18 protein-coding genes and 1 pseudogene are annotated in these 20,887 nt (G+C 71.8%); 10 read left to right on the top strand and 9 right to left on the bottom strand.

Annotated features, from left to right (window positions below; translation table 11 throughout):
- Positions 1–19: 19 nt before the first annotated feature.
- Positions 20–997: pseudogene (locus tag IF12_RS0114885) on the bottom strand (LacI family DNA-binding transcriptional regulator); the annotation flags it as partial.
- Between the two features lie 290 nt (positions 998–1,287).
- Between IF12_RS0114885 and IF12_RS0114880 the strand changes: the two are divergent.
- From IF12_RS0114880 to IF12_RS0114845, 8 genes are all read left to right on the top strand, one after another.
- The gene (locus IF12_RS0114880) at positions 1,288–2,604 is read left to right on the top strand and encodes an ABC transporter substrate-binding protein (RefSeq protein WP_030159656.1); all 1,317 of its coding nucleotides are present in this window, start codon (positions 1,288–1,290) and stop codon (positions 2,602–2,604) included.
- A gap of 32 nt (positions 2,605–2,636) precedes the next feature.
- Entirely contained in the window at positions 2,637–3,611 is a 975-nt protein-coding gene (locus IF12_RS0114875; protein ID WP_030159655.1) for a carbohydrate ABC transporter permease, read from the top strand.
- Positions 3,608–4,465, top strand: a complete 858-nt coding sequence (locus tag IF12_RS0114870) for a carbohydrate ABC transporter permease (RefSeq protein ID WP_051704423.1) — start codon at positions 3,608–3,610, stop codon at positions 4,463–4,465. Before IF12_RS0114875 ends, IF12_RS0114870 begins: the two co-directional genes overlap by 4 nt.
- Positions 4,462–5,406 carry a hypothetical protein gene (locus IF12_RS0114865; RefSeq protein ID WP_030159651.1) on the top strand — a complete coding sequence of 315 codons (945 nt, stop codon included), beginning with the start codon at positions 4,462–4,464 and terminating at the stop codon, positions 5,404–5,406. Before IF12_RS0114870 ends, IF12_RS0114865 begins: the two co-directional genes overlap by 4 nt.
- Before the next feature lie 8 nt (positions 5,407–5,414).
- The gene (locus IF12_RS0114860) at positions 5,415–6,347 is read left to right on the top strand and encodes a BadF/BadG/BcrA/BcrD ATPase family protein (protein WP_030159649.1); all 933 of its coding nucleotides are present in this window, start codon (positions 5,415–5,417) and stop codon (positions 6,345–6,347) included.
- A 116-nt stretch (positions 6,348–6,463) separates the two neighbouring features.
- The gene (locus IF12_RS0114855; protein WP_030159647.1) at positions 6,464–7,726 is read left to right on the top strand and encodes an NAD(P)/FAD-dependent oxidoreductase; all 1,263 of its coding nucleotides are present in this window, start codon (positions 6,464–6,466) and stop codon (positions 7,724–7,726) included.
- 268 nt (positions 7,727–7,994) lie between these two features.
- Positions 7,995–8,531: a DoxX family membrane protein gene (locus tag IF12_RS0114850; RefSeq protein ID WP_051704422.1), complete on the top strand. Its 537-nt coding sequence runs from the start codon at positions 7,995–7,997 to the stop codon at positions 8,529–8,531.
- A gap of 147 nt (positions 8,532–8,678) precedes the next feature.
- The gene (locus IF12_RS0114845; protein ID WP_030159643.1) at positions 8,679–9,308 is read left to right on the top strand and encodes a response regulator transcription factor; all 630 of its coding nucleotides are present in this window, start codon (positions 8,679–8,681) and stop codon (positions 9,306–9,308) included.
- Positions 9,309–9,312: 4 nt separating this feature from the next.
- On the opposite strand, the gene IF12_RS0114840 is transcribed toward IF12_RS0114845, so the two are convergent.
- The 7 genes from IF12_RS0114840 to IF12_RS0114805 form a co-directional block, all read right to left on the bottom strand.
- Positions 9,313–10,530, bottom strand: coding sequence for a GAF domain-containing protein (locus IF12_RS0114840; protein ID WP_030159641.1), 1,218 nt, complete (start codon positions 10,528–10,530; stop codon positions 9,313–9,315).
- A gap of 81 nt (positions 10,531–10,611) precedes the next feature.
- Positions 10,612–11,655, bottom strand: a complete 1,044-nt coding sequence (locus tag IF12_RS0114835) for an ABC transporter ATP-binding protein (protein ID WP_030159638.1) — start codon at positions 11,653–11,655, stop codon at positions 10,612–10,614.
- The gene (locus IF12_RS0114830) at positions 11,652–13,172 is read right to left on the bottom strand and encodes an iron ABC transporter permease (RefSeq protein ID WP_133884307.1); all 1,521 of its coding nucleotides are present in this window, start codon (positions 13,170–13,172) and stop codon (positions 11,652–11,654) included. Before IF12_RS0114830 ends, IF12_RS0114835 begins: the two co-directional genes overlap by 4 nt.
- Positions 13,173–13,252: 80 nt before the next feature.
- On the bottom strand, positions 13,253–14,323 hold the full coding sequence (locus tag IF12_RS0114820) for an iron ABC transporter substrate-binding protein (RefSeq protein WP_030159634.1): 1,071 nt from the start codon (positions 14,321–14,323) through the stop codon (positions 13,253–13,255).
- A 230-nt stretch (positions 14,324–14,553) separates the two neighbouring features.
- The gene (gene manD / locus IF12_RS0114815; protein ID WP_030159632.1) at positions 14,554–15,792 is read right to left on the bottom strand and encodes a D-mannonate dehydratase ManD; all 1,239 of its coding nucleotides are present in this window, start codon (positions 15,790–15,792) and stop codon (positions 14,554–14,556) included.
- A 90-nt stretch (positions 15,793–15,882) separates the two neighbouring features.
- Complete coding sequence (gene gdhA / locus IF12_RS0114810; RefSeq protein ID WP_030159630.1) at positions 15,883–17,229, bottom strand: NADP-specific glutamate dehydrogenase; 1,347 nt, start codon at positions 17,227–17,229, stop codon at positions 15,883–15,885.
- Between the two features lie 38 nt (positions 17,230–17,267).
- Positions 17,268–17,843, bottom strand: coding sequence for a DUF2249 domain-containing protein (locus tag IF12_RS0114805; protein ID WP_035749269.1), 576 nt, complete (start codon positions 17,841–17,843; stop codon positions 17,268–17,270).
- Between the two features lie 194 nt (positions 17,844–18,037).
- Between IF12_RS0114805 and IF12_RS0114800 the strand changes: the two genes are divergently transcribed.
- Positions 18,038–18,679, top strand: a complete 642-nt coding sequence (locus tag IF12_RS0114800; protein ID WP_030159626.1) for a metalloregulator ArsR/SmtB family transcription factor — start codon at positions 18,038–18,040, stop codon at positions 18,677–18,679.
- A 20-nt stretch (positions 18,680–18,699) separates the two neighbouring features.
- Positions 18,700–19,476 carry a hypothetical protein gene (locus IF12_RS26240; protein WP_197034735.1) on the top strand — a complete coding sequence of 259 codons (777 nt, stop codon included), beginning with the start codon at positions 18,700–18,702 and terminating at the stop codon, positions 19,474–19,476.
- 13 nt (positions 19,477–19,489) lie between these two features.
- Here IF12_RS26240 and IF12_RS0114790 read toward each other — a convergent pair whose 3' ends face one another.
- Positions 19,490–20,686: a molybdopterin molybdotransferase MoeA gene (locus IF12_RS0114790; protein WP_051704421.1), complete on the bottom strand. Its 1,197-nt coding sequence runs from the start codon at positions 20,684–20,686 to the stop codon at positions 19,490–19,492.
- Between the last annotated feature and the right edge of the window lie 201 nt (positions 20,687–20,887).

Below are 20,887 nucleotides of genomic sequence, written 5' to 3'. Positions count from 1 at the left end.
GCTCTCCCGAGCCGCGTTCGATGAGCCTCGTGGGCAGTTCGATCTGCTTGGTGAGCCCGACCGGCTCGCCGATGCGGTCGAGTGCGAGCCGCGCCGCACGGCGGCCGAGGTCGATCGGGTCGTACGCGATCACGCTCACCCCGAGCACGTCCGCGGTGTCGAAGTCGTCGAAGCCGATCAGGGCCGGCACGGCGGCCTCGTCGAGGTCGCGCAGGACCCGCAGCGCGCCGACCGTCATGCGGTTGTTCCCGGTGATGACGGCCGTCGGCGCGTCCTCGCCGCCGAGCAGTTCGGCGATGATCCGCTCGGGCGGCGCCGCGCGGTCGTCCACCAGCCGCTCCCACCGCCGCGTGTCGCCCACGCCGTACGCGGCCAGGGTCTCCCGGTAGCCGCGGACCCGCTCGTCCTGCGTGTAGACCGCCGCCGGATTGCACGCGTAGCCGATCCGGCGGTGCCCGAGTTCGAGCAGCCTCCTGGCGGCCGCGGCCGCCCCCTGGCGGTTGTCGAGCACGATCGCGTCGGCGACGAGGTTGCGGGCCGGGCGGTCGATCGCGACGACCGGGGTGCCCAGGTGCCGCTCGCCCTCCAGATAGGACTGGTCCTCGGCGACCGGGATGAGCAGCAGCGCGCCGATGCGCTGCGCGAGCAGCGTGTCCACGACGCGCTCCTCGCCGTCGGGCATGTCGCCGGTGGTGGCGACCACGAGGGTGTGCCCGTTGCGGCCCAGCTCCTCCTCGATCCCCGCGGCCACGCCGTGGTAGAACGGGTTCTCCAGGTCGCCCATGATGAAGCCGATGGTGTTCGTCGCCCCGCCGCGGCGCAGGGTGCGGGCCAGGGAGTTCGGCCGGAACCGCAGCCGCTTCGCCGCGATCAGGACCCGCTCGACCGTCGCGGGGGCGACGACCCCGCGATCGGTGTAGACCCGCGAGACGGTCTTGGAGCTGACGCCCGCCAGTCGCGCCACGTCCTCGAGCGTCGCCCGCTGCTGCACCGTCATCTCCGGTCCCCCTTCTCACAGTGGACACTACCGCATCGCGTCGCGGGTCCCGTTCCCATGTCCGACGTAGGACATTTTCTCGACATCCAGCGATATTCTTCCATCTACAGATAATTGAAACCGCAGCTCAATGCCCATTTGTAGTCGGGGATCATCACCATTTCATAACAAGACAGCGTTGACATGGGTCTTGTGCTGAACCGGTTCATCACCTACCGTTTCCGAATGGCTCCGTATGAACGGCCGCGCGGAGTCCAGTTCAACGGTGAACCTGACAAGGAGTCAGCAACATGGCAAAGAAGGCATTGGCCGGTGTCGCGACCATCGCCGCCGCGGCGATCGCGCTCAGCGGTTGCTCGAACGGCGGCGCCGACGACCCCTCCAACACGATCGACGGCGAGGTGGAAGGTGACATCAAGATCATCACCTGGCGCACCGACCTCGTCGAGAGCGGTGCGTTCGACGAGTACATCGAGGCGTTCACGAAGATCTACCCGGACGTCTCGGTCGAAGTCGAGGCCATCACCGACTACGAAGGCGAGATGAAGACGCGCCTGAGCACCACCAGCTACGGCGACGTCATCGGCATCCCCAGCGCGGTGCAGCCGAACCAGTTCGACCAGTTCCTCGAACCCCTCGGGGAGAAGGCCGACCTCGCCGACCAGTACCGCTTCCTCAACACCCACTCCTACGAGGGGACGCAGTACGGACTCGCCATCGGCGGGAACGCGAACGGCGTCCTCTACAACAAGAAGGTCTTCGAAGAGGCCGGCGTGACCGAGGTGCCCGCCTCGCCCGAGGAGTTCCTGGCCGCCCTGGAGCTCATCGGCGACAACACCGACGCGATTCCGATGTACACCAACTACAAGGACGGCTGGCCCCTCACTCAGTCCTTCAGCAACGTCGGCGCGGTCACCGCCAACCCCGACGCCCCCTCCGAGATGGCGAAGGACCCGGCGCCGTGGACCGAGGGCTCCGACGTCTACGCGATCGACTCGCTCCTCTACGACGCGGTCGCGGCCGGACTCACCGAGGCCGACCCGCTCACCACCAACTGGGAGCAGTCCAAGGTCGACATCGCGACCGGCAAGATCGCCACCATGACCCTCGGCTCCTGGGCGATCTCCCAGATCCAGGCCGCCGCCGAGGAGAACGGCGCCTCCGCCGACGACATCGGCTACATGGCGTTCCCCGCGAACGTCGACGGCACGCAGTACTCGATCGTCGGCGGCGACTACAACCTCGGCATCAGCAGGCACTCGGAGTCCAAGGCCGCCTCCTACGCGTGGATCAAGTGGTTCATCGAGGACTCCGGATTCACCGAGACCGAGGGGATGATCTCCACCCTCGCCGAGAAGGAGCTCCCGGTCAACCTCGCCGGATTCGACGAGGCCGGCGTGGAGCTGCTGGAGACGAACGCGGCCCCCGACGGCGAGGAGGGCCTGCTCAACGAGGTCTCCAGCGACGCGCAGATCGACCTGTGGGGTCCGATCTACCGCCAGCAGCTCGTCGACGTCGCCCGCGGCGCCGCCGACGGCGACAAGGCGAGCTTCTTCGCCGAGCTCAACGAGCGCTGGGGCGACTCGGTCGAACGGCTGGCCGGGTAACCGCACGGGCGACGCGACGACGGAGACGACACATGGCGAACACGGCACCCGGCCCCTCGATGGCCGACGCCCCCGCCGACCGCTCCGACGGACGATCGACCCCGGAGGGCCGCCCCGCGCGGCCCTCCGGGGTCACCGACCGGCGGCTCCTGCGGCGGCTCACCCCGTACCTGTTCGTCGCGGTGGCGGTGGGGCTCATGCTCCTGCTGACCTACTGGCCCGCGGTGAACCTGCTCTACTACAGCTTCACCGACTGGGACGGCCTCGACCAGACCAAGAACTTCGTCGGCCTCGACAACTACGTGCAGGTCTTCACCGACCCGAGGATCTTCTCGGTGTTCGCCGTGAGCCTGTACTACTTCGGGGCCTCCTTCATCCAGATGGGCATCGCGCTCTACTTCGCGACGCTCCTGAGCTACAGCACCAGGTTCCGCAACCTCTTCCGCGGCATCCTCTTCTTCCCGTACCTGATCAACGGCGTCGCGATCGGCTTCGTGTTCCTGTACCTGTTCCAGCCTGGAGGCACGCTCGACACCGTGCTCTCGTGGTTCGGCCTCAGCGAGCCCCCGCACTGGATCGGCGACCCCGACATCGCCAACTGGTCGCTCGCCGGCACCAGCGTCTGGCGCTACACGGGCCTGAACTTCGTGCTGTTCCTCGGCGCGATCCAGTCGCTGCCCAGCGAGCTCTACGAGGCCTCCGAACTCGACGGCGCCAACCGGTGGCAGCAGTTCTGGGCCATCGTCTTCCCCGGCATCCGCCGGGTCATCGGCCTGTCGTTCATCCTCGCGATCGCCGGCTCGCTCAGCGTCTTCGAGATCCCGTTCATCATGACCGGCGGCGCGAACGGCACCTCGACGTTCGTCATCCAGACGATCCAGACGGCGTTCAACTTCCGGCAGGTCGGCACCGCCTCCGCCATGGCCATCGTCCTACTGGTCATCGTCCTGCTGGTGACCTGGATTCAGCGCAGGCTCTTCCCCGACGAGAAGGTGGATCTGACATGACCCTGACCACCGGCTCGCGCACCGCCGCGATCCGCGCGCGCAAGGCCTCGGCGAGCACCGCCAAGTACCTCAGCCTCCTGATCGCCTCGGCCGTCACCGTCCTGCCGCTCGCCACGGTCCTGTTCGCCAGCTTCAAGTCCACGCAGGAGTACGGCGCCACCGGGCCGCTCACGCCGCCCTCGAACTGGCTGAACTTCGAGAACTTCGCGATCGCGTTCGACCGCGGCGGGATGCTCGAAGGGTTCTTCAACACCGCCGTCGTGCTCGCCGTGTCGCTCGCGGGCACCATCCTCATCGGCACCCTCGCCGCCTACGGCCTCGACCGCTTCGAGTTCCGCGGCAAGCGGCTCGTGTTCGGCCTGTTCCTCGTGGCCGCGCTCGTCCCGAGCGTGACCAGCCAGGTCGCCACCTTCCAGGTCATCAACGGCCTGGGGCTGTACGACACCAAGGCCGCGCTCATCCTGCTGTTCATGGGCACCGACATCATCGCCATCTACCTGTTCGTCCAGTTCATGCAGGCCATCCCGGCCTCGCTCGACGAGGCCGCGATGATCGACGGCGCGAACCGCTGGACGATCTACTGGCGGATCGTGCTGCCCCTGCTCAAACCCGCGATCGCCACGGTCGTGATCATCAAGGGCATCGCGATCTACAACGAGTTCTACGCGCCGTTCCTCTACCTGCCGTCCGAGGGCATGATCTCCACCTCCCTGTTCCGCTTCAAGGGACCGTTCGGCGCGCACTGGGAGGTCATCTCGGCCGGCACGCTCATCGTCATCATCCCGACCCTGATCGCCTTCCTGCTGTTGCAGCGGTGGATCTACAAGGGACTCACTTCAGGAGCCGTGAAATGACACTCTTCCCCTACGTCGCGGGCATGACCTGGGGCTGGACCGGAGTACGGGGGACCTGGGCGGTCCCCGAGGCCGCCGCCTCCATGCGGGCGATGGCCGAGCACGGCGTGAACTGGACCGCGCTGGCCTACGCCTCGGTGCAGAAGACCGCGCAGTCCACGGAAGTCCCGCTCGGCGAGGCGCCCACGGTGACCGACGACGAGATCCGGTGGGCCATCCGCGAGGCGAAGTCCCTCGGGCTCAAGGTCTGCCTCAAACCCGTCGTGAACGTCGCCGACGGCACCTGGCGCGCCTACATCGGCTTCTTCGACTGGGACGTCCCGGGCGAGCCGAGCTGGGGCGAGTGGTTCGCCTCCTATCGCGAGTTCATCCTCCACAGCGCCCGCATCGCCGAGGCCGAGGGCTGCGAGATGCTCTGCGTCGGCTGCGAGATGGTGCGCGCCGACGCCCGCGAAAAGGACTGGCGCTCGCTCATCGCGGCGGTGCGCGAGGTCTACTCGGGACTGGTCACCTACAACTGCGACAAGTACCAGGAGGACCACGTCCGCTGGTGGGACGCCGTCGACGTGGTCACCTCCAGCGGCTACTACCCGATCGACCGGCTGGAGGCCGAACTCGACCGCATCGAGCCGGTCGTGAAGGCCTCGGGCAAGCCGTTCTTCTTCATGGAGGCCGGGTGCCCCTCGCGCACCGGCTCGCCCGACCTGCCCAACGACTGGAGCCTCCCCGGGGCGCCCTCCGGCGAGGAGCAGCTGCGCTACTACCGCGCGATGTTCGCGGCCTGCGACGCCAGGCCCTGGATGCGCGGCTTCATGCTCTGGGACTGGCCGCCGCTCCTCTACGCCGAAGCGGACGCCGCCGGCAACGACGACTACTGCCCCTACGGCAAACCCGCCGGCGGCCTCCTCACCGAGTACTACACCGGGAAGACCGCCCGGTGACCGGTCCGATGCGGACTTTGGCGATCGACGCCGGCCAGTCGACCGTCAAGCTCCGCCACACCGAGAACGGCCGCAGCAGCGAGTGGACGGTGCCCGGCATCCGCACCGACCGCCCGCTCCCGCCCCAGCTCATCGCCATCGTCGCCCAAGCCGCCGCCGACGGCCGCGCCTTCGAGCAGGTCGCCCTCGGCGTCTCCGGCCTCGAATCCGGCGGCGACGAGTCCGGCCTCCTGCTCGAAGCGACCCGAGCGCACGGCGTGAGCGCGGTGCACCTCGCCCACGACTCGATCACCGCCTTCCTCGGCACCCTCGGGGACGGCCGGGGTGCGGTCGTGGCGGCCGGCACCGGCGTGGTCACCCTCGCCGTGGGCCGCACCGAGGTCGCCCGCGTCGACGGCTGGGGCCACCTCATCGGCGACGCCGGCAGCGGATTCTGGATCGGCCGCGCGGCGTTCGACGCCGTGATGCGCGCCCACGATGGCCGCGGCGAGGCGACCGCGCTGACCGCGCTCCTCGCAGCCGACTTCCCCGACCTGGAGCGCGCCTACCTCGAACTCCAGACCGACCCCGACCGCGTCAGCCGCACCGCCGCGTACGCGCGGACCGTCGCCGAGGCCGCCGCGGACGGCGACGCCGTGGCCGCCGCGATCCTCGAACGGGCCGGGCGCGAACTCGCCCTGTCGGCGGTCGCGGGCCTGCGCCGCACCGGCGAGGCCGAGGCCGCGGCGCCGCGAGTGCGCGGCATCGGCGGCATGTTCGGCGCCGAGGGCCTCGCCGCGGCGTTCGTCGACGAGACGCGGGCGCTCCTGCCGGACGCCGACGTCGGGATCGGCGACGCCGCCCCGCTCGACGGCGCCCACGAACTGCCGCGAGTGGACCCGGGCAGCGCGCTCGCCGCGCACATCGCCGTCGCGCGGACGCTGAACGTCTCCGCGAGCTGACCGCCCGCTGCGGTCGCGAACCCCCGGGTCCCTTCGCGACGGGCACTTGGTCACTACCGCGCGCCCGGCGATCGGAGTCCCATGGAGGTGTGACCACACGCTTCCAGGAGGACCCCATGAACACGCCCCGAGTCGTCATCGTCGGCGGTGGCTTCGCCGGCCTCGAGACCGCCTTCAGCCTGCGCGAGCGGCTGGGGGACCGGATCGACCTGACGCTCGTGGCCGACCGGCCCGACTTCGTGTTCACCCCCGGCACCATCTACGTGCCCTTCGGCGGGGCCGAGGACGACCTGCGCCTGCCGGTCGGGCCGCCCGCGACCCGCCGCGGCATCGCCGTGCGCCGCGGCGCGGTCGCGTGGGTCGAGACCGATCCGAAGCGGATCGCGCTCGCCGACGGGCACCTGATCGACTACGACTACCTCGTGCTCGCCACCGGGGCGAGGCCGCGGCCCGAGGAGGTGCCCGGCCTGGCCGAGCACGCCCATCTGATCGGGTCCCTCGACCGGATGCGGGAACTGGGCCGGGGCCTCAAGCGCGTCAGGGACGCGGCGGTCGACGGCTCGCCGCAGCACGTGCTGTTCCTGGTGCCGCCGGGGAACCTGTGCGCCGGCCCGCTGTACGAGCTCGCGTTCATGCTGGAGAAGTGGCTGCGCCGTGCCCGCGTGCGCGACCGCATCTGCGTCACCTTCGCGACGCACGAGGGCACCTACTTGCAGGCCTTCGGCACCGGGCTCGACCGGGTGGTCGACGGCGAGTTCGCCGACCGCGGGGTCGTCGGGTGCCGCTCGGCGGCGGTCGAGCGGGTCGAGCCGGGCCTGGTGCGGTTCGCCGACGGGACGGCGCGGGTGTTCGACCTCCTCGTGGCCGCCGCCCCGCACGGCCCGGCCGTCGATTACGAAGGCCTGCCGCAGGACCGGCGCGGATTCGTGCTCACCGACGCCGAGACGCGCAGGGTCCGCCGCACCGACGCGGTCTACGCGCCCGGCGACGCCGGGGACTTCCCGCTGAAACTGGGGTTCCTGTCCATGCTCCAGGCCGACGCCGTGGCCGACGACATCGCGCACCGGATCGATCCGGCGGCGGTCGAACGCCCTCGGCGGTTCGACCCGGTCGGCCTGTGCGTCATGGAGATGTCCGACGACGCGATGTTCACGCACGTGCCGCTCACCCTCACCGGCGACCCGGTGCCGGTGGGCGGCGACGACGACCACCTCATCGGAGTCTCGCCGATCTGGCGGCTGGGCAGGAGAGCACTGGGGGTCTACCTGCCCCGGCAGTTCCGTGCCGGTCGGCCGTTCCACGGCGGGCTCCCGGGAGGGCCGGCCGGCCTCGGATACAAGGGGTTGTCGAGGGTGCTGGCCGGCACCGTGAAGGAGTGAGGCGGCACATGGCGCCGCCTCCTCCGGCGGCCGCCTCCCGGGGGCGGGGCGGCCGCTTTTCCATGCCCGGAAACCTTGCGGCGCAACAAGACCAGCGCATTCACGGCTCGGTCGACGCCGATCCGCCTCCAGACACTCGGGACCTTCGTCCCTCCAGGACGCGGCTTCCGACCTCTCCTCCCGGCCCCCGATCCGCGGTTTGCTAGTGGTGTCACCGAGAGCGGTGGCCGAACCCGAAAGACATCTCTCATTAAGGAAGTGCAGTGCGATGACCACCTCTGTTGAAGCCGACCGGGCCGCCCGCCCCGTCGCCGCCCCCGGCCGCGCCGCCGCCTACGTGTGGGCCGCGCTGCGCCTGGCCCTCGGCTGGGTCTTCCTGTGGGCCTTCATCGACAAGGCCTTCGGCCTCGGATTCGCCACCGAGCGCGAGGGCGCCTGGATCGAGGGCGGGAGCCCGACCGCCGGGTTCCTCGCCCACGGGACGCAGGGCCCGCTCGCCGACTTCTACCAGGGCATGGCCGGCTCGGCCCTCGCCGACTGGCTCTTCATGATCGGCCTGGCCGGCATCGGGCTCGCCCTGATCCTCGGCGTCGGCATGAGGATCGCCGCCGCCGCGGGCGCACTGCTGCTGGTGCTCATGTGGACCGCGGTGCTGCTCCCGGCGAACAACCCGTTCATGGACGACCACCTCGTCTACGCGGGGCTGCTCGTCGGCCTGGCGCTCGTCCGCGCCGAGAACACGCTCGGCCTGGGCAAGGCCTGGGGCGAGACCGCGCTGGTCAAGCGACTGCCCTGGCTCAAGTAGCCCCACCCATCGCGGGCCGCGACCTCTGGTCGCGGCCCGCCTCCGTGCGTCGGCTGGGTCCCAAGGGACCAAGGTCCCCCGCCGAGCGGACCTCGGAGAGGTGCCCCGGTGGCCCGACGCGCCCATACTCGAAGAATGGATACGGCATTGATCAAGGTGTTCCTGCTGGACGACCACGAGGTGGTCAGGCGGGGTCTGTGCGGCCTGCTGGAGCGGGACGGCGACATCGAGGTGGTCGGCGAGGCCTCGGGGGCCGCCGAGGCGATCCGCCGCATCCCCGCCGTGCGCCCGGACGTGGCGGTGCTCGACGCTCGCCTGGCCGACGGCGACGGCGTCGAGGTATGCCGCCGCGTCAAGGAGATCGACCCTTCGATCGCCGTCGTCATGCTCACCTCCTACGAGGACGACGCGACGCTGTTCGCCGCGATCGAGGCCGGCGCGGCCGGGTTCCTGCTCAAGCAGGTGCGCGGCAACGACCTGGTCGAGGCCGTCCGCAAGGTCGCCGCGGGGGAGTCGCTGCTCGACACCCGCGTCATCGGCGCGGTGCTCGAGCGCCTGCGCACCGGGCCGCCGAAGGCCCCCGAGCTGGAGCTCCTGTCCGATCAGGAGCGGCGCATCCTCGCCCACATCGGCGAGGGCCTGACCAACCGGGAGATCGCCGAGCGAATGCACCTGGCGGAGAAGACGGTCAAGAACTACGTGACCCGCGTGCTCGCCAAGCTCGGCCTCCAGCGCCGCACGCAGGCCGCGGTGCTCGCCTCCCGCCTGTTCGGCTGACCGCCTACAGCGGGATGCTCCAGTGCAGCCGCGTGCCCGACGGCTCCACCCCGCCGATCGCGAACTTGCCGCCGAGCGCCTCGGCCCTGGCCGCGAGGTTCGCCAGCCCGCGCCGCGGCGCCATCGCCGGAATCCCGCACCCGTCGTCGGAGACGGTGACCTCCAGGCGCCTGTCGGCCACCGCCATCGCCACGACCACCTCGCCGGCCCGGGCGTGGCGGGCGGCGTTGCTGAGCGCCTCCCGCAGCATCGCCAGCACCTCGATGCGCACCGTCTCGGGCACCGCGCTGTCGACCGGCCCTTCGAAGCGCACCCGCGGCATGAAGCCCAACTGGTGCCGGACCACGCCCGCGAGCCCCTTCACGGTCGCCGAGAACAACTGCTCGGTGCCGGTGTGCAGGCTGAAGATCGCCGCCCGCAGGTCCGAGATGGCGCCGTCGATCTCGTCCACGGCCGTGTTGATCCGGTCGGCGGCGTCGGGGGCGTCCACGAGGTGCACGATGCTCTGCAATTGCAGCCCGGTGGCGAAGAGCCGCTGGATGACCAGGTCGTGCAGGTCGCGGCCGATGCGGTCCCGGTCGCGGAAGACGACCAGGCGCTCGCGCTCGGCCTGGGAGTCGGCCAGCTCGCCGTAGAGGCGGGCGTTGTCGATCGCGACGCCGGCCGCGGCGGCGAGTGCGGTGATGATGTCCTTGTCGTCGTCGGTGAACTGGCCGCCGCGCTTGTCGGTGAGATAGAGGTTGCCCCAGGCCTTCTCGCCCACTTTGACCGGCACGCCGAGGAAGGTCCGCATCGGCGGGTGCCCGGGCGGGAACCCGATCGACGCCGGGTGCGCGGTCAGGTCCTCCAGGCGCAGCGGCTCGGGCACGTCGATGATGTGCCCGAGGATGCCCCGGCCCGTGGGCGGGTCGCCGAGCGCGATGATCTCGGCCTCGCTCAGGCCCTGGGTGCGGAAGTCGGCCAGGCCGCCGGAGTCGTCGAGGACCCCCAGCGCCCCGTACCGGGCGTCCACGAGCGTGCAGGCGGCGGCGACGATGCGGTCGAGGATGGCCGCCAGTTCGAGGTCGGAGCCGATGCTGATCACCGCGTCGAGCAGGGCCCGCAGGCGCTCGCGGTCGAGCACGATCTCGTCGACCCGCGAGGCGAGTTCGCCGAGCAGCTGGTCGATCGGCATCTGCGGGCGGTGCGGGTGGCCGTGCGGGTGGGGCGGCGGGTCTGACATGCCCCGATCGTATCGACTTTGGACCGCAATGCAAGAGAAGTTCGCGTACTGCCCTGTTCGGGTGGACCGCAACGGCCTCGCTCAGGAGATGGCGGGCACCGCCGGCCCCGGCCAGACGCGGACGCTCCCGCGCACCGCGACCTTCAGCCGGTCGCCGGACTTGACGGCGAAGGCGCCCGGAGCGCGCGCGGTCACCGTCACCGCGTCGTCGAGGTGCAGCGTGATCAGGCGGTCGTGACCGTGGAACTCCTGCGCCGCAACGGTGCACGGCAGCGCCGCGTCGTCGTCGGTGAAGACGAGCTGCTCGGGTCGGACGAACACGGTGCACTCGCCTTCGGCCGCCGCGTCCTCCACGGCCAGTGCCCCGAGCGCGCACTCGACCCGGCCTTGGGCGGCGGTGCCGGGCAGCAGGACCGCCTCGCCGACGAACGCGGCCGTCCACGCGTCGACCGGCCGCCGGTACAGCTCGGCGGGCGTGGCGGCCTGGACCACGACCCCATCGCGCATGACCGCGACCTGGTCGGCCATCGACAGCGCCTCGGACTGGTCGTGGGTGACCAGCAGCGCGGTCGCGCCGTCCTCTCGCAGCGCCCGGCGCACGTCGCCGCGCAGCCCCACGCGCAGCCCGGCGTCGAGCGCGCTGAACGGCTCGTCGAGCAGGAGCAGCGGCGGCCGCGGCGCGAGCGCCCGCGCGACGGCCACGCGCTGCTGCTGGCCGCCCGAGAGCTCATGGGGCATCCGCGAACCCAGCCCGGCCAGACCCACGAGTTCGAGCACTTCGCCGATCCGGCCCGCGGCGCGCTCGGCGCGGCCGAGCCCGTACCCGACGTTGGCGGCGACGCTCAGATGCGGGAACAGCGCGCCCTCCTGCGGGACGATCGCGACGCCCCGCCGATGCGCCGCGACGTGCGCGCCCGGGCCCGCGAGCCTGCGGCCCGCCAGGTCCACGGTCCCGGCGTCGAGGCGTTCGAACCCGGCGATGCAGCGCAGCAGCGTGGTCTTACCGCAGCCGGAGGGACCCAGCACGGCGACCAGGCTGCCGCCGGGGACGTCGAGGTCGACGCCGCCGAGCGCGGCGACCTTCCCGAATCGTTTGCGGGCCTGGGCGACCACGAGCGTGCTCATGCGGGTCCGTTCTTGTCGAGGATGCCGGTGCGCGAGGCGATCAGCCAGGTCGGGATCGCCGACAGCGCGACCAGGAGGGCCGCGCTGGGGGCGGCCGCGGCGTAGGCGGCCACGGTGGTCTTGGTCCACAGCTCGGTCGCGAGCGTGTCGACCCCGGTGGGCCGCAGCAGGAGCGTCGCGGGCAGCTCCTTCATGCAGGTGAGGAAGACGAGCGCCGCGCCGGCGCCGATGCCCGGCAGCGTGAGCGGGAGCGTGACGGTGCGCAGCACCGACAATCGCCCGCGCCCCAAGGACGCGGCGACCTGTTCGAGAGCCGGCGGGGATTGCGCGGCCGCGCCGATCACCGCCGTGAGCGCCAGCGGCAGGAACAGCACCGCGTAGCCGAGCGCGAGGAGCCACGCGGTCTGGTACAGCGCGAAGGCCACGTTGATGCCGAAGAACACCAGGGAGAGTCCGACGACGATGCCCGGCAGCGCGTGCGCGAGATAGCTCAGCCGCTCCAAGACGGCGCTCAGTCGCCCGGGCGCCCTGGCGACGAGCAGGCCCAGCGGCAGCGCCAGCGCCAAAGTCAGCGCCGCCCCGGCCGCCGAGAGCCACAGCGAGTTCCCCGCGGCCGTGACGAGGTCGATCCATTCAGGACGCGAGGTGCCTTCGAGGAGCCTGCCGGTGAGGCTCACCGCGGGCACGCCGAGCGCGACGGCGGCGACCCCGAGCAGGCCGGTGGCCGCGACCCATCGCCACGGGCCCAGGCCGATCGGGTTCGCGCGGCGGCGGGCGCCGCCGAGCGGGGCGTAGCGCTCGTGGCGGCGGCGCGTGGCCGACTCGCCCGTCAGCAGCAGGACCGTGAGCACCACCAGGACCGAGCTGAGCACGAGCGCGCCGGTGCGGTCGAACCCCATGTTGAAGGCGACGAAGATCGCGCGGGTGAAGGTGTCGGTGCGCAGGATCGAGACCGCGCCGAAGTCCGAGAGCACGTAGAGGGCCACCAGCAGCGCGCCGCCGGCGACGGCCGGGCGGATCTGGCGCAGCGTCACCGCGCGGAAGGTGCGCCACGGGCCGCGCCCGAGCGACCGGGAGACCTCTTCGGCGGCGGCGTCGGCGCCGGTGAGCGCGGCGGCGACCGGCAGGAACACGTAGGGGTAGGAGCAGGCGGTGAGGACCAGCGCCGCGGCCCAGAACCCCTCGAACTCCCGCATCGAGGAGACCCAGGTGAACGCCGCGATGTAGGTCGGCACGGCCAACGGGAGCGCAGCCAGGACGGTGAAGGCCCGCCGCGCGGGCAGGTCGGTGCGGGTCACCAGGAACGCCGTGGCCACCCCGAGCAGGACGCACGCGGCGGTGACGACCGCGGCCAGGCCCAGGCTCCGGACCGCCAGCACCGCGACGCGTTCGGTGAACAGCTCTTCGGCGATCCGCTCGCCGCCGGCCTCGGCGACCCGGACTCCCAGGTACACCAGGGGGATCAGCGCGACCGCCGCGGCGATCAACGCGCCGCACAGGAGGATCGGCCGCGGCACCGTCCGGTGCCAGGCACGGCGCAGCCGCAGGGCGAGACCGGGGATGCCGTCTCGCCCTGCGGTGGTCGAAGTCGTGCGGCTCAGGGGACCAGGCCCGAGGCGGTGATCATGGCGATCGTGGCTTCGAGCGTGTCGAGGTCGTTGAGGTCGATCTCGGGGGCCTCCAGGCTGTCGAGGGTAGGCAGGCCCTCGGGGCCGGCGACGCCCTCGACGAGCGGGTACTCGTAGGTCTGGGTCGCGAAGGCCTCCTGCGCCGACTGCGAGAGCAGGAAGTCGACGAAGGCCCGCACGTCCGGGTCCTCGGCGGCGTGCTCCAGGACGCCGACGCCGGCCACGTTGACCAGGCCGCCGGTGTCGCCGCCGGGGAAGAAGTGGAGCCGGGCGTCGAGCTCGTCGAGCGCCACGCCCTGCTCGGCGGCGAGCTCGCCGACGTAGTAGTGGTTGATGAGGCCGGTGGCGAGGTCGCCGTTGTTGACCTCTTCGAGGATGCCCCCGTTGCCGTCGCGGATCTCGGGGTCGTTGGCGACCAGTCCGGCCAGGAACTCCTCGGCCGCCTCGTCGCCGTGCTCGACGCGGATGGCGGTGACGAAGGCCTGGAACGAGGCGTTGGTGGGGGCGACGCCGACCGCGCCCTTCCATTCGGGGTCGGTCAGGTCGAACACGGACTCGGGCAGGTCGGCCTCGTCGACCAGGTCGACGTTGTAGACGAGCACCCGGGCGCGGGCGGTGACGCCGACCCATTCGCCGGTGCCGGCCGAGTACTGCGCCGGGACGAGGTCGAGGACTTCGGCGGGCAGTTCGGCGAACAGGCCCTCCTTCGCGACGGCGCCGAGGGCGCCGGCGTCCTGGGAGAAGAACACGTCGGCCGGGGACCGGTCGCCCTCTTCGAGGATCTGGGTCGCCATGGTGGCGGAGTTGTCGTACCGGACTTCGATCTCGATGCCGGTCTCGTCGGTGAACTGGTCGAGCAGCGGCTGCACGAGGTCCTCGCTGCGTCCGCTGTAGACGGTGATGGACTGGTCGGACTCGGCCGCGGACTCGGATCCGGTCGCGTCGTCCGAGGCATCGCCGGAACCGCAGGCGGCCAGGCCGGTCGCGGCGAGGGCCGCGGCCACGGTCAGGGGGATGGCACGTCGGATGGGATGGCGCACACTTCACTCCTCATCGGGGGGTCGGCGGCGATCGGCCGAAGTGGTCGAACGCCGCGTGTCGGGGCTTAGCGTAGCCTAACCTATGTTGAAGTTTCAAGTGAAACAGCTCACGCAGCGTGCCGAAGACACCGCAGAGTGCTGCATGTGGACTCCGGTTTCAGCGCGACGCCCGCCGCGCATCGGCGTTCGGCGGCCCGCCGCGAAGCGGGCCGCCGAACGCGTCGAAGGGTCTACCAGTCGTGGACGGTGCCGTCGGCCAGGCGGTTGAAGGGGAGGTAGGCGCGCACGTAGGGGTACTTGCCGGCCTCGTCCACGTCGAGGTCCACGCCCAGGCCCGGCCGGTCGCCGGGGTGGAGCATCCCCTCTGCCCACGTGAACGACTGCTGGAAGACCTCGTCGGTCTTCGCGCCGTGCCGCATGTACTCCTGGATGCCGAAGTTGTGGATCGACAGTCCCAGGTGCATCGCGGCGGCCATGCCGACCGGGGAGATGTCCGTGGGGCCGTGCATCCCCGACTTGATCTGGTACTGCGAGGCGTAGTCGAGGACCTTCTTCAGGTGCGAGATGCCCCCGGTGTGGGTCACGGCCGAGCGGACGTAGTCGATGAGCTGCTCGCGGATGATCTGCTGGTAGTCCCAGACGGTATTGAAGATCTCGCCGATGGCCAGCGGGGTCGTGGTGTGCCCGCGCACCAGGCGCAGCGCCTCCTGGTTCTCGGCGGGCGTGACGTCCTCGAGCCAGAACAGGTCGTACGGCTCGAGGGACTTGCCCAGTTGCGCGGCCTGGATCGGGGTGAGCCGGTGGTGGGCGTCGTGCAGCAGCGGCAGCTCGGGGCCGAACTCGCCGCGGACGGCCTCGAACACGGTCGGGACGTGCCGCAGGTAGGACCGGGTGTCCCAGTCCTCCTCATTGGGCAGGTCGCCGCGCTGGGCCGGCTCGTGGTCGTACCGGACCCCTTCCATTGCTTCATAAGTGGCGTTCGAGGCGATGCCGTAGATCGACTTCAGTCCTGGGACACCGGTCTGGACGCGGATGGCCCGGTATCCCTGCTCCTGGTGGGAGCGAATGGAGTCGAACAGCTCCTCAACGGTCTTGCCCGAGGCGTGCCCGTAGGCCAGGAGCCCGTTGCGGGAGGCGCCGCCGAGCAGCTGGTACACCGGGAGCCCGGCGGCCTTGCCCTTGACGTCCCACAGCGCCATGTCGACCGCGGCGATCGCGGCCATGGTCACCGGCCCGCGCCGCCAGTACGCCGAGCGGTACAGGAACTGCCAGGTGTCCTCGATCCGGTGCGCGTCCCGGCCCAGGAGCAGCGGCACCACATGCTCCTTGAGGTAGGCGACCACGGCGAGTTCGCGGCCGTTGAGCGTCGCGTCGCCGAGACCGGTGAGGCCGTCGTCGGTGGTGAGCTTGAGCGTCACGAAGTTCCGGTCGGGGCTGGTGACGATGACTTCGGCTCGGTCGATGATCATTGCGGGCCTTTCGGAGTTCGGGTGCAGGGGTGCGCGCCGGTGCGTCGACACTCGCACAGGACGGCACGCGAGGGGCGGGAGGGGCGGGTGTCAGATGACGCCGAGGGCGAGCATGGCGTCGGCGACCTGGGTGAACCCGGCGATGTTGGCCCCCATCGCGTAGTTGCCCGGGGTGCCGTACTCCTCGGCCGTCTCGAGGCACCGGTCGTGGATGCCGCGCATGATGTGGGCCAGGCGCTCCTCGGTGTGCTCGAAGGTCCACGAGTCACGGGAGGCGTTCTGCTGCATCTCCAGCGCGCTCGTGGCGACGCCGCCTGCGTTGGCGGCCTTGCCCGGCGCGAAGACCACGCCCGCTTCGGCGAAGAGCCGCACCGCCTCAGGGGTGCACGGCATGTTCGCGCCCTCGGCCACGATCTCGCAGCCGTTGCGGACCAGGACGGCCGCGTCGTGGCCGTTGAGCTCGTTCTGCGTCGCGCACGGCAGCGCGATGTCGCACGGCACCTCCCAGACGTTCCCGGCCTCGTCGTAGCGGGCGCCGTCGCGCCGCTCGGCGTACTCGGTGAGCCGCCCGCGCCGGGTCAGCTTGACCTCTTTGAGCAGGTCCAGGTCGATGCCCTTGTCGTCGTGCACCCGGCCCGAGGAGTCGGAGCAGGCCACGACGGTCCCGCCGAGCTCGTGGACCTTCTCGACGGCGTAGATCGCCACGTTCCCCGACCCGGAGACGACGACGCGCTTGCCGTCGAAGGACTCCCCTTTGGACCGCAGAATCTCCTCGGTGAAGTACGCCGTCCCGTACCCGGTCGCCTCGGTGCGCACCTGCGACCCGCCCCAGCCCAGGCCCTTGCCCGTCAGCACCCCGGACTCGTACCGGTTGGTGATCCGCTTGTACTGCCCGAACAGGTACCCGATCTCGCGCCCGCCGACCCCGGTGTCCCCGGCCGGCACGTCGGTGTACTCGCCGATGTGCCGGTACAGCTCGGTCATGAACGCCTGGCAGAAGCGCATCACCTCGCCCTCGGACCGGCCCTTGGGGTCGAAGTCCGAACCGCCCTTGCCCCCGCCGATCGGCAGCCCCGTCAGCGCGTTCTTGAAGATCTGCTCGAACCCGAGGAACTTCACGATCCCCTGGTACACCGTGGGATGGAACCGCAGGCCGCCCTTGTACGGGCCGAGGGCCGAGTTGAACTCGATGCGGAAGCCGCGATTGATCTGCACCTGGCCGTCGTCGTCGATCCACGGGACGCGGAAGATGATCTGGCGCTCCGGCTCGCACAGCCGGCGGATCACGGCCGCGTCGGCGTACTGCGGATGCTTGGCCACGACCGGGCCGAGGCAGTCGAGGACCTCGTACACCGCCTGGTGGAACTCGCTCTCGCCGGGATTGCGGCGGAGGACCTCCTCGTGGACGTCGCGCAGCTTCTCGTCGAGACCAGACATCTGATCGGTTCCTCTCCTCGGCGGCGGCCCGGGCATCCTCAGCGGTCCCGGTGCGGTGCGTCCGCGATGGCCAACGCTTGCCGGCGTCGGTGCACGGTCAGGTAGCGTAGCCCGTCCGCCCCGGCCTCGAACCCCCGTCGGGACAGGCGGGGGAGCCACACCACGGCCCCGGGGGCGAGATCGACCGATTCGCGTTCGGTGACCAGCCGCCCGCCGCCGGCGAGCACGTGGACGAGCACGTCGACGTCGGGCCCGGCGTGCGCGCCGATCCCGCCCCCCGGCGGGATCGCGATGACGTTCGAGTCCAGGTCCCGCTCGCCCTCCTGGAGGCGCCAGACCGCCCCGCCCACGCCCGGCGCGCCCACGTCGGCCGCGAGCGCCCCGGCGTCGGCCAGGACCCGCGGGAGCGGCGTCGAGGCCAGCCGCGTGAGGCGCACCCGCCAGTTCCCCCGCTCGCGCATGAGGTACTCCCATCCGTGGCCGCCGGGGTGCCTCGCCTCGAACTCGTCCCGCAGATGCCGCGGATCGTGGTCGTTGACCAGGATGAAAGCGCCGCCGACCGGCAGGGCCTCGTAAGCGGCGAAGATCGCCGGGTGCTTCTGCGGCTTGGGCATCGATCGCACATCGAGTTCCGGCGCCGTCCGCTCGGCCGATTCCTGTGAGGACATCACTGCACTCCCGCCTCGAGTTTTCACAACCTTCGTTCGTGTAAACTATAGGCACGGCCGCGCCGACCGCCGAACCGCGCTCCCGCGCCGTGGGAAGCCCTCGCGCACCCGCCACGACCCACGAAGAGAACGGGACCGACGTGACCGACGAAGCGAACCGGTCGACCGGACACCGCGAGGCGGTGCTGCGGACCCTCAAGGCCTCACCCGAACCGCTGGGCATCGCCCAGATCGCCGCGCGCGTCGGCGCCCACCCCAACACCGTCCGCTTCCACCTCGACAAACTCGTCGCCACCGGCCAGGTCGAACGCGGCCGGTCCGACAAGCGCACCCCTGGGCGGCCCGCGCTGGCGTTCCGGGCCGCGCGCGGCATGGACCCGACCGGCCCCCGCCACTACCGCCTGCTCGCCGAAGTCCTCGCCCGCGGCCTCGCCGCGGCGCCCGACGCCGGCGACCGCGCCGTGGAGGCCGGGCGCGCCTGGGGCCTGCGATCGGCCCCCGACGAGACCGACGCCGAAGGCCTCGAACGCCTGACCTCCCTGCTCGGCGAACTCGGCTTCGCGCCTGAACCGCACGAAGGGGACGCGACCCGGATCGCCTTGCGGCACTGCCCCTTCCTCGAACTCGCCTCCACCGACCGGGTCGTGTGCCAGGTCCACCTCGGCCTGATGCGCGGCGCCCTCGAACGCTGGGGCTCGCCGCTCACCGTCGACCGCCTGGAGCCCTTCCGCGAACCCGGCCTCTGCCTCGCCGTCACCGGCCCGACCCGCGCCACCGCCTGAACCCGCCCCGAAGGAGCACTGTGGACCGATCCTCGCTGACCGACCTCGCCGACGAGCAGCTCGCCGCCGCCCGCACCGCCGCCAGCGGACGCAGCGCCCGCACCATCGGCGGCGACCGCGCCCTGCGCCAGACCCTGCTCGCACTGGCCGCCGGGCGCGCCCTCGACGACCACGAGAGCCCCGGCGAGGCCACCCTGCAAGTCCTGGTCGGACGGGTGCGCCTCCAAGCCGGCGACGAGATCAGCGAAGGCGCCGCCGGCGACCTGCTGACCATCCCGCCGCGCCGCCACCGACTCGACGCCGTCGAGGACGCTGCGGCCCTGCTCACCGTGGCCAGATCCGAGCCGCCCGCTCCGCGGCGCGGGCCGGGCCCGCTCTTCATCGCCGGCGTCGTCTGCGTCCTCCTCGGCGGCCTCGTCGCGGCCTTCACCGGACCGCTCGACCTCCCGAAGGGCAGTTGGGCCGCGGCCTACCTCGTCCTGGTGTGCGGCGCGTCCTCCTGCGCGATCGCCGCCGCCCAGGCCAGGCCGCGCACCGAACCGATCGGGCCCGACGCGATTCGCGTCCAGGCCGCCGCCTGGGCCCTCGGCAACGCCGCGGTCCTGGCCGGAACGCTGACCGGCCTCCCGCTCGTGGTCGACGCCGGCGCGGCGCTGCTGATCGCCGCGCTGGGCCTCGCGCTGGCCCTCACCCGAGGCGCCGCCCCGGGGCGCGTCCGCACCGCCTACCGGATCGCGCTGATCGCGCTGGTCCTCAGCGTTCCCGTCGGCGTCGCTCTCTCCCACCTGCGCAACTGACGCCAGAGTCCGATCAGAGCGCGATCACCGGGACCGGCGTTCCCGGCACCGTCCCCGGCGGGACCACCGCGAGGGCGTCGCCCAACGCGGCGCCGTTGAGGAAGGCCGGACGGCTGCCTCCCAACGGGCGCACGACCGAGCCCTCCCAGACGACCGGCACGATCCGCGTCTTGCCGGGCGGCGCTTGGACCGGTTCGGCGAGCATCGCCTGAGGGAGCCTGCGTAGCGGGCGTCCCGCGAGACCGTCGAGGAGCGGGACGAGCAGCGTGTACGCGGCGACCAAAGCGGCGAACGGGTTGCCCGGCAGGCCCACCACGTACGGGCCGCCGTCGAGCCGGGCGAGCAGTTGCGGGTGCCCGGGGCGGCACGCGACGGTGTCGACGATCAGCTCCGCGCCCTGGGCCGCGAGGAGCGGTCGCAGGCCGTCGGTCGTCCCGACTGAGGTCGACCCGGCCACGACCACCACCTCCGCCCCGCTCGCGGCGGCGACCGCGTCGCCCAGCGCGGTCGCCGGGCTGTCGAGCGCGTGGACCACCGCGTCGACTTCGGCGCCGGCCTCGGCGAGGAACGGCCGCAGCAGCGGGCCGAGCGCGTCGCGCACCCGCCCCGGTGCGGCGGCCCCGGCGTGCACGAGTTCGTCCCCGGTGACGATCACCCGGACCACCGGGCGCCGGTGGACGCGGAGCGTGTCGTACCCGCAGGTCGCGGCCAGGCCGATGAGGGCCGGGCCGACGCGGGTCCCCGCGGCGGCCAGTTCGGTCCCGGCCCGAGCGTCCTCGCCGGTCCTGCGGATGTGCCTGCCTTCGGGCAGCTCGGGGCCGTCGAGTTCGCCGGTGTTCGTGACGGCCTGCTCGATCGGCAGCACCGCCCGGGCGCCCCGTGGGACCACGGCCCCGGTCGCGATCCGGATCGCCGCACCGTCTTCGAGTCTCCTTGCGGCCCAGGGCCTCCCCGGCACCGACTCGCCGACGACCCGCCAGGGGCCGCTCCCTGTGACGGCGAAGCCGTCCATCGCCGCGGTGTCGAAGCCCGGCAGCGGCGCGGTCGCCACAAGGCCCCGCGCGAGGCTCGCCCCGGCAGCGTCGCCGAGCGCGACCTCGACGGCCTCCAGCGGCGGCGCTGCGGCGTGGGCGCGTTCGCGCGCCAGGTCCCAAGGCAGATCCTGGAGGACGCCGGTGACCGGCTCGTCTGTTGCGGGGGCGTAGACCATGCCCGTACCCTGCCATCCGCGCGTTTCGCCGGCGGATCGCCGGTCGCACCGAGCATCCGGCCGATTGTGCGATCCCCCGTTCGCGAGGTCCTTCGGAGCCGTCCGCGAAGCATCCCCCTCGAACCGCCCCGCCGCCGCGAGACCGCGACGCGGCCCTTTCGCGGCGGTGCACCATCGCCCCCACCTGGCGGTGCGGTCGGC

Source organism: Glycomyces sp. NRRL B-16210 (assembly GCF_000719515.1).
Classification (GTDB): domain Bacteria; phylum Actinomycetota; class Actinomycetes; order Mycobacteriales; family Micromonosporaceae; genus Glycomyces.
The sequence above is the reverse complement of the archived record's forward strand: the minus strand, read 5'-3'. Positions and strand labels throughout refer to the sequence as shown.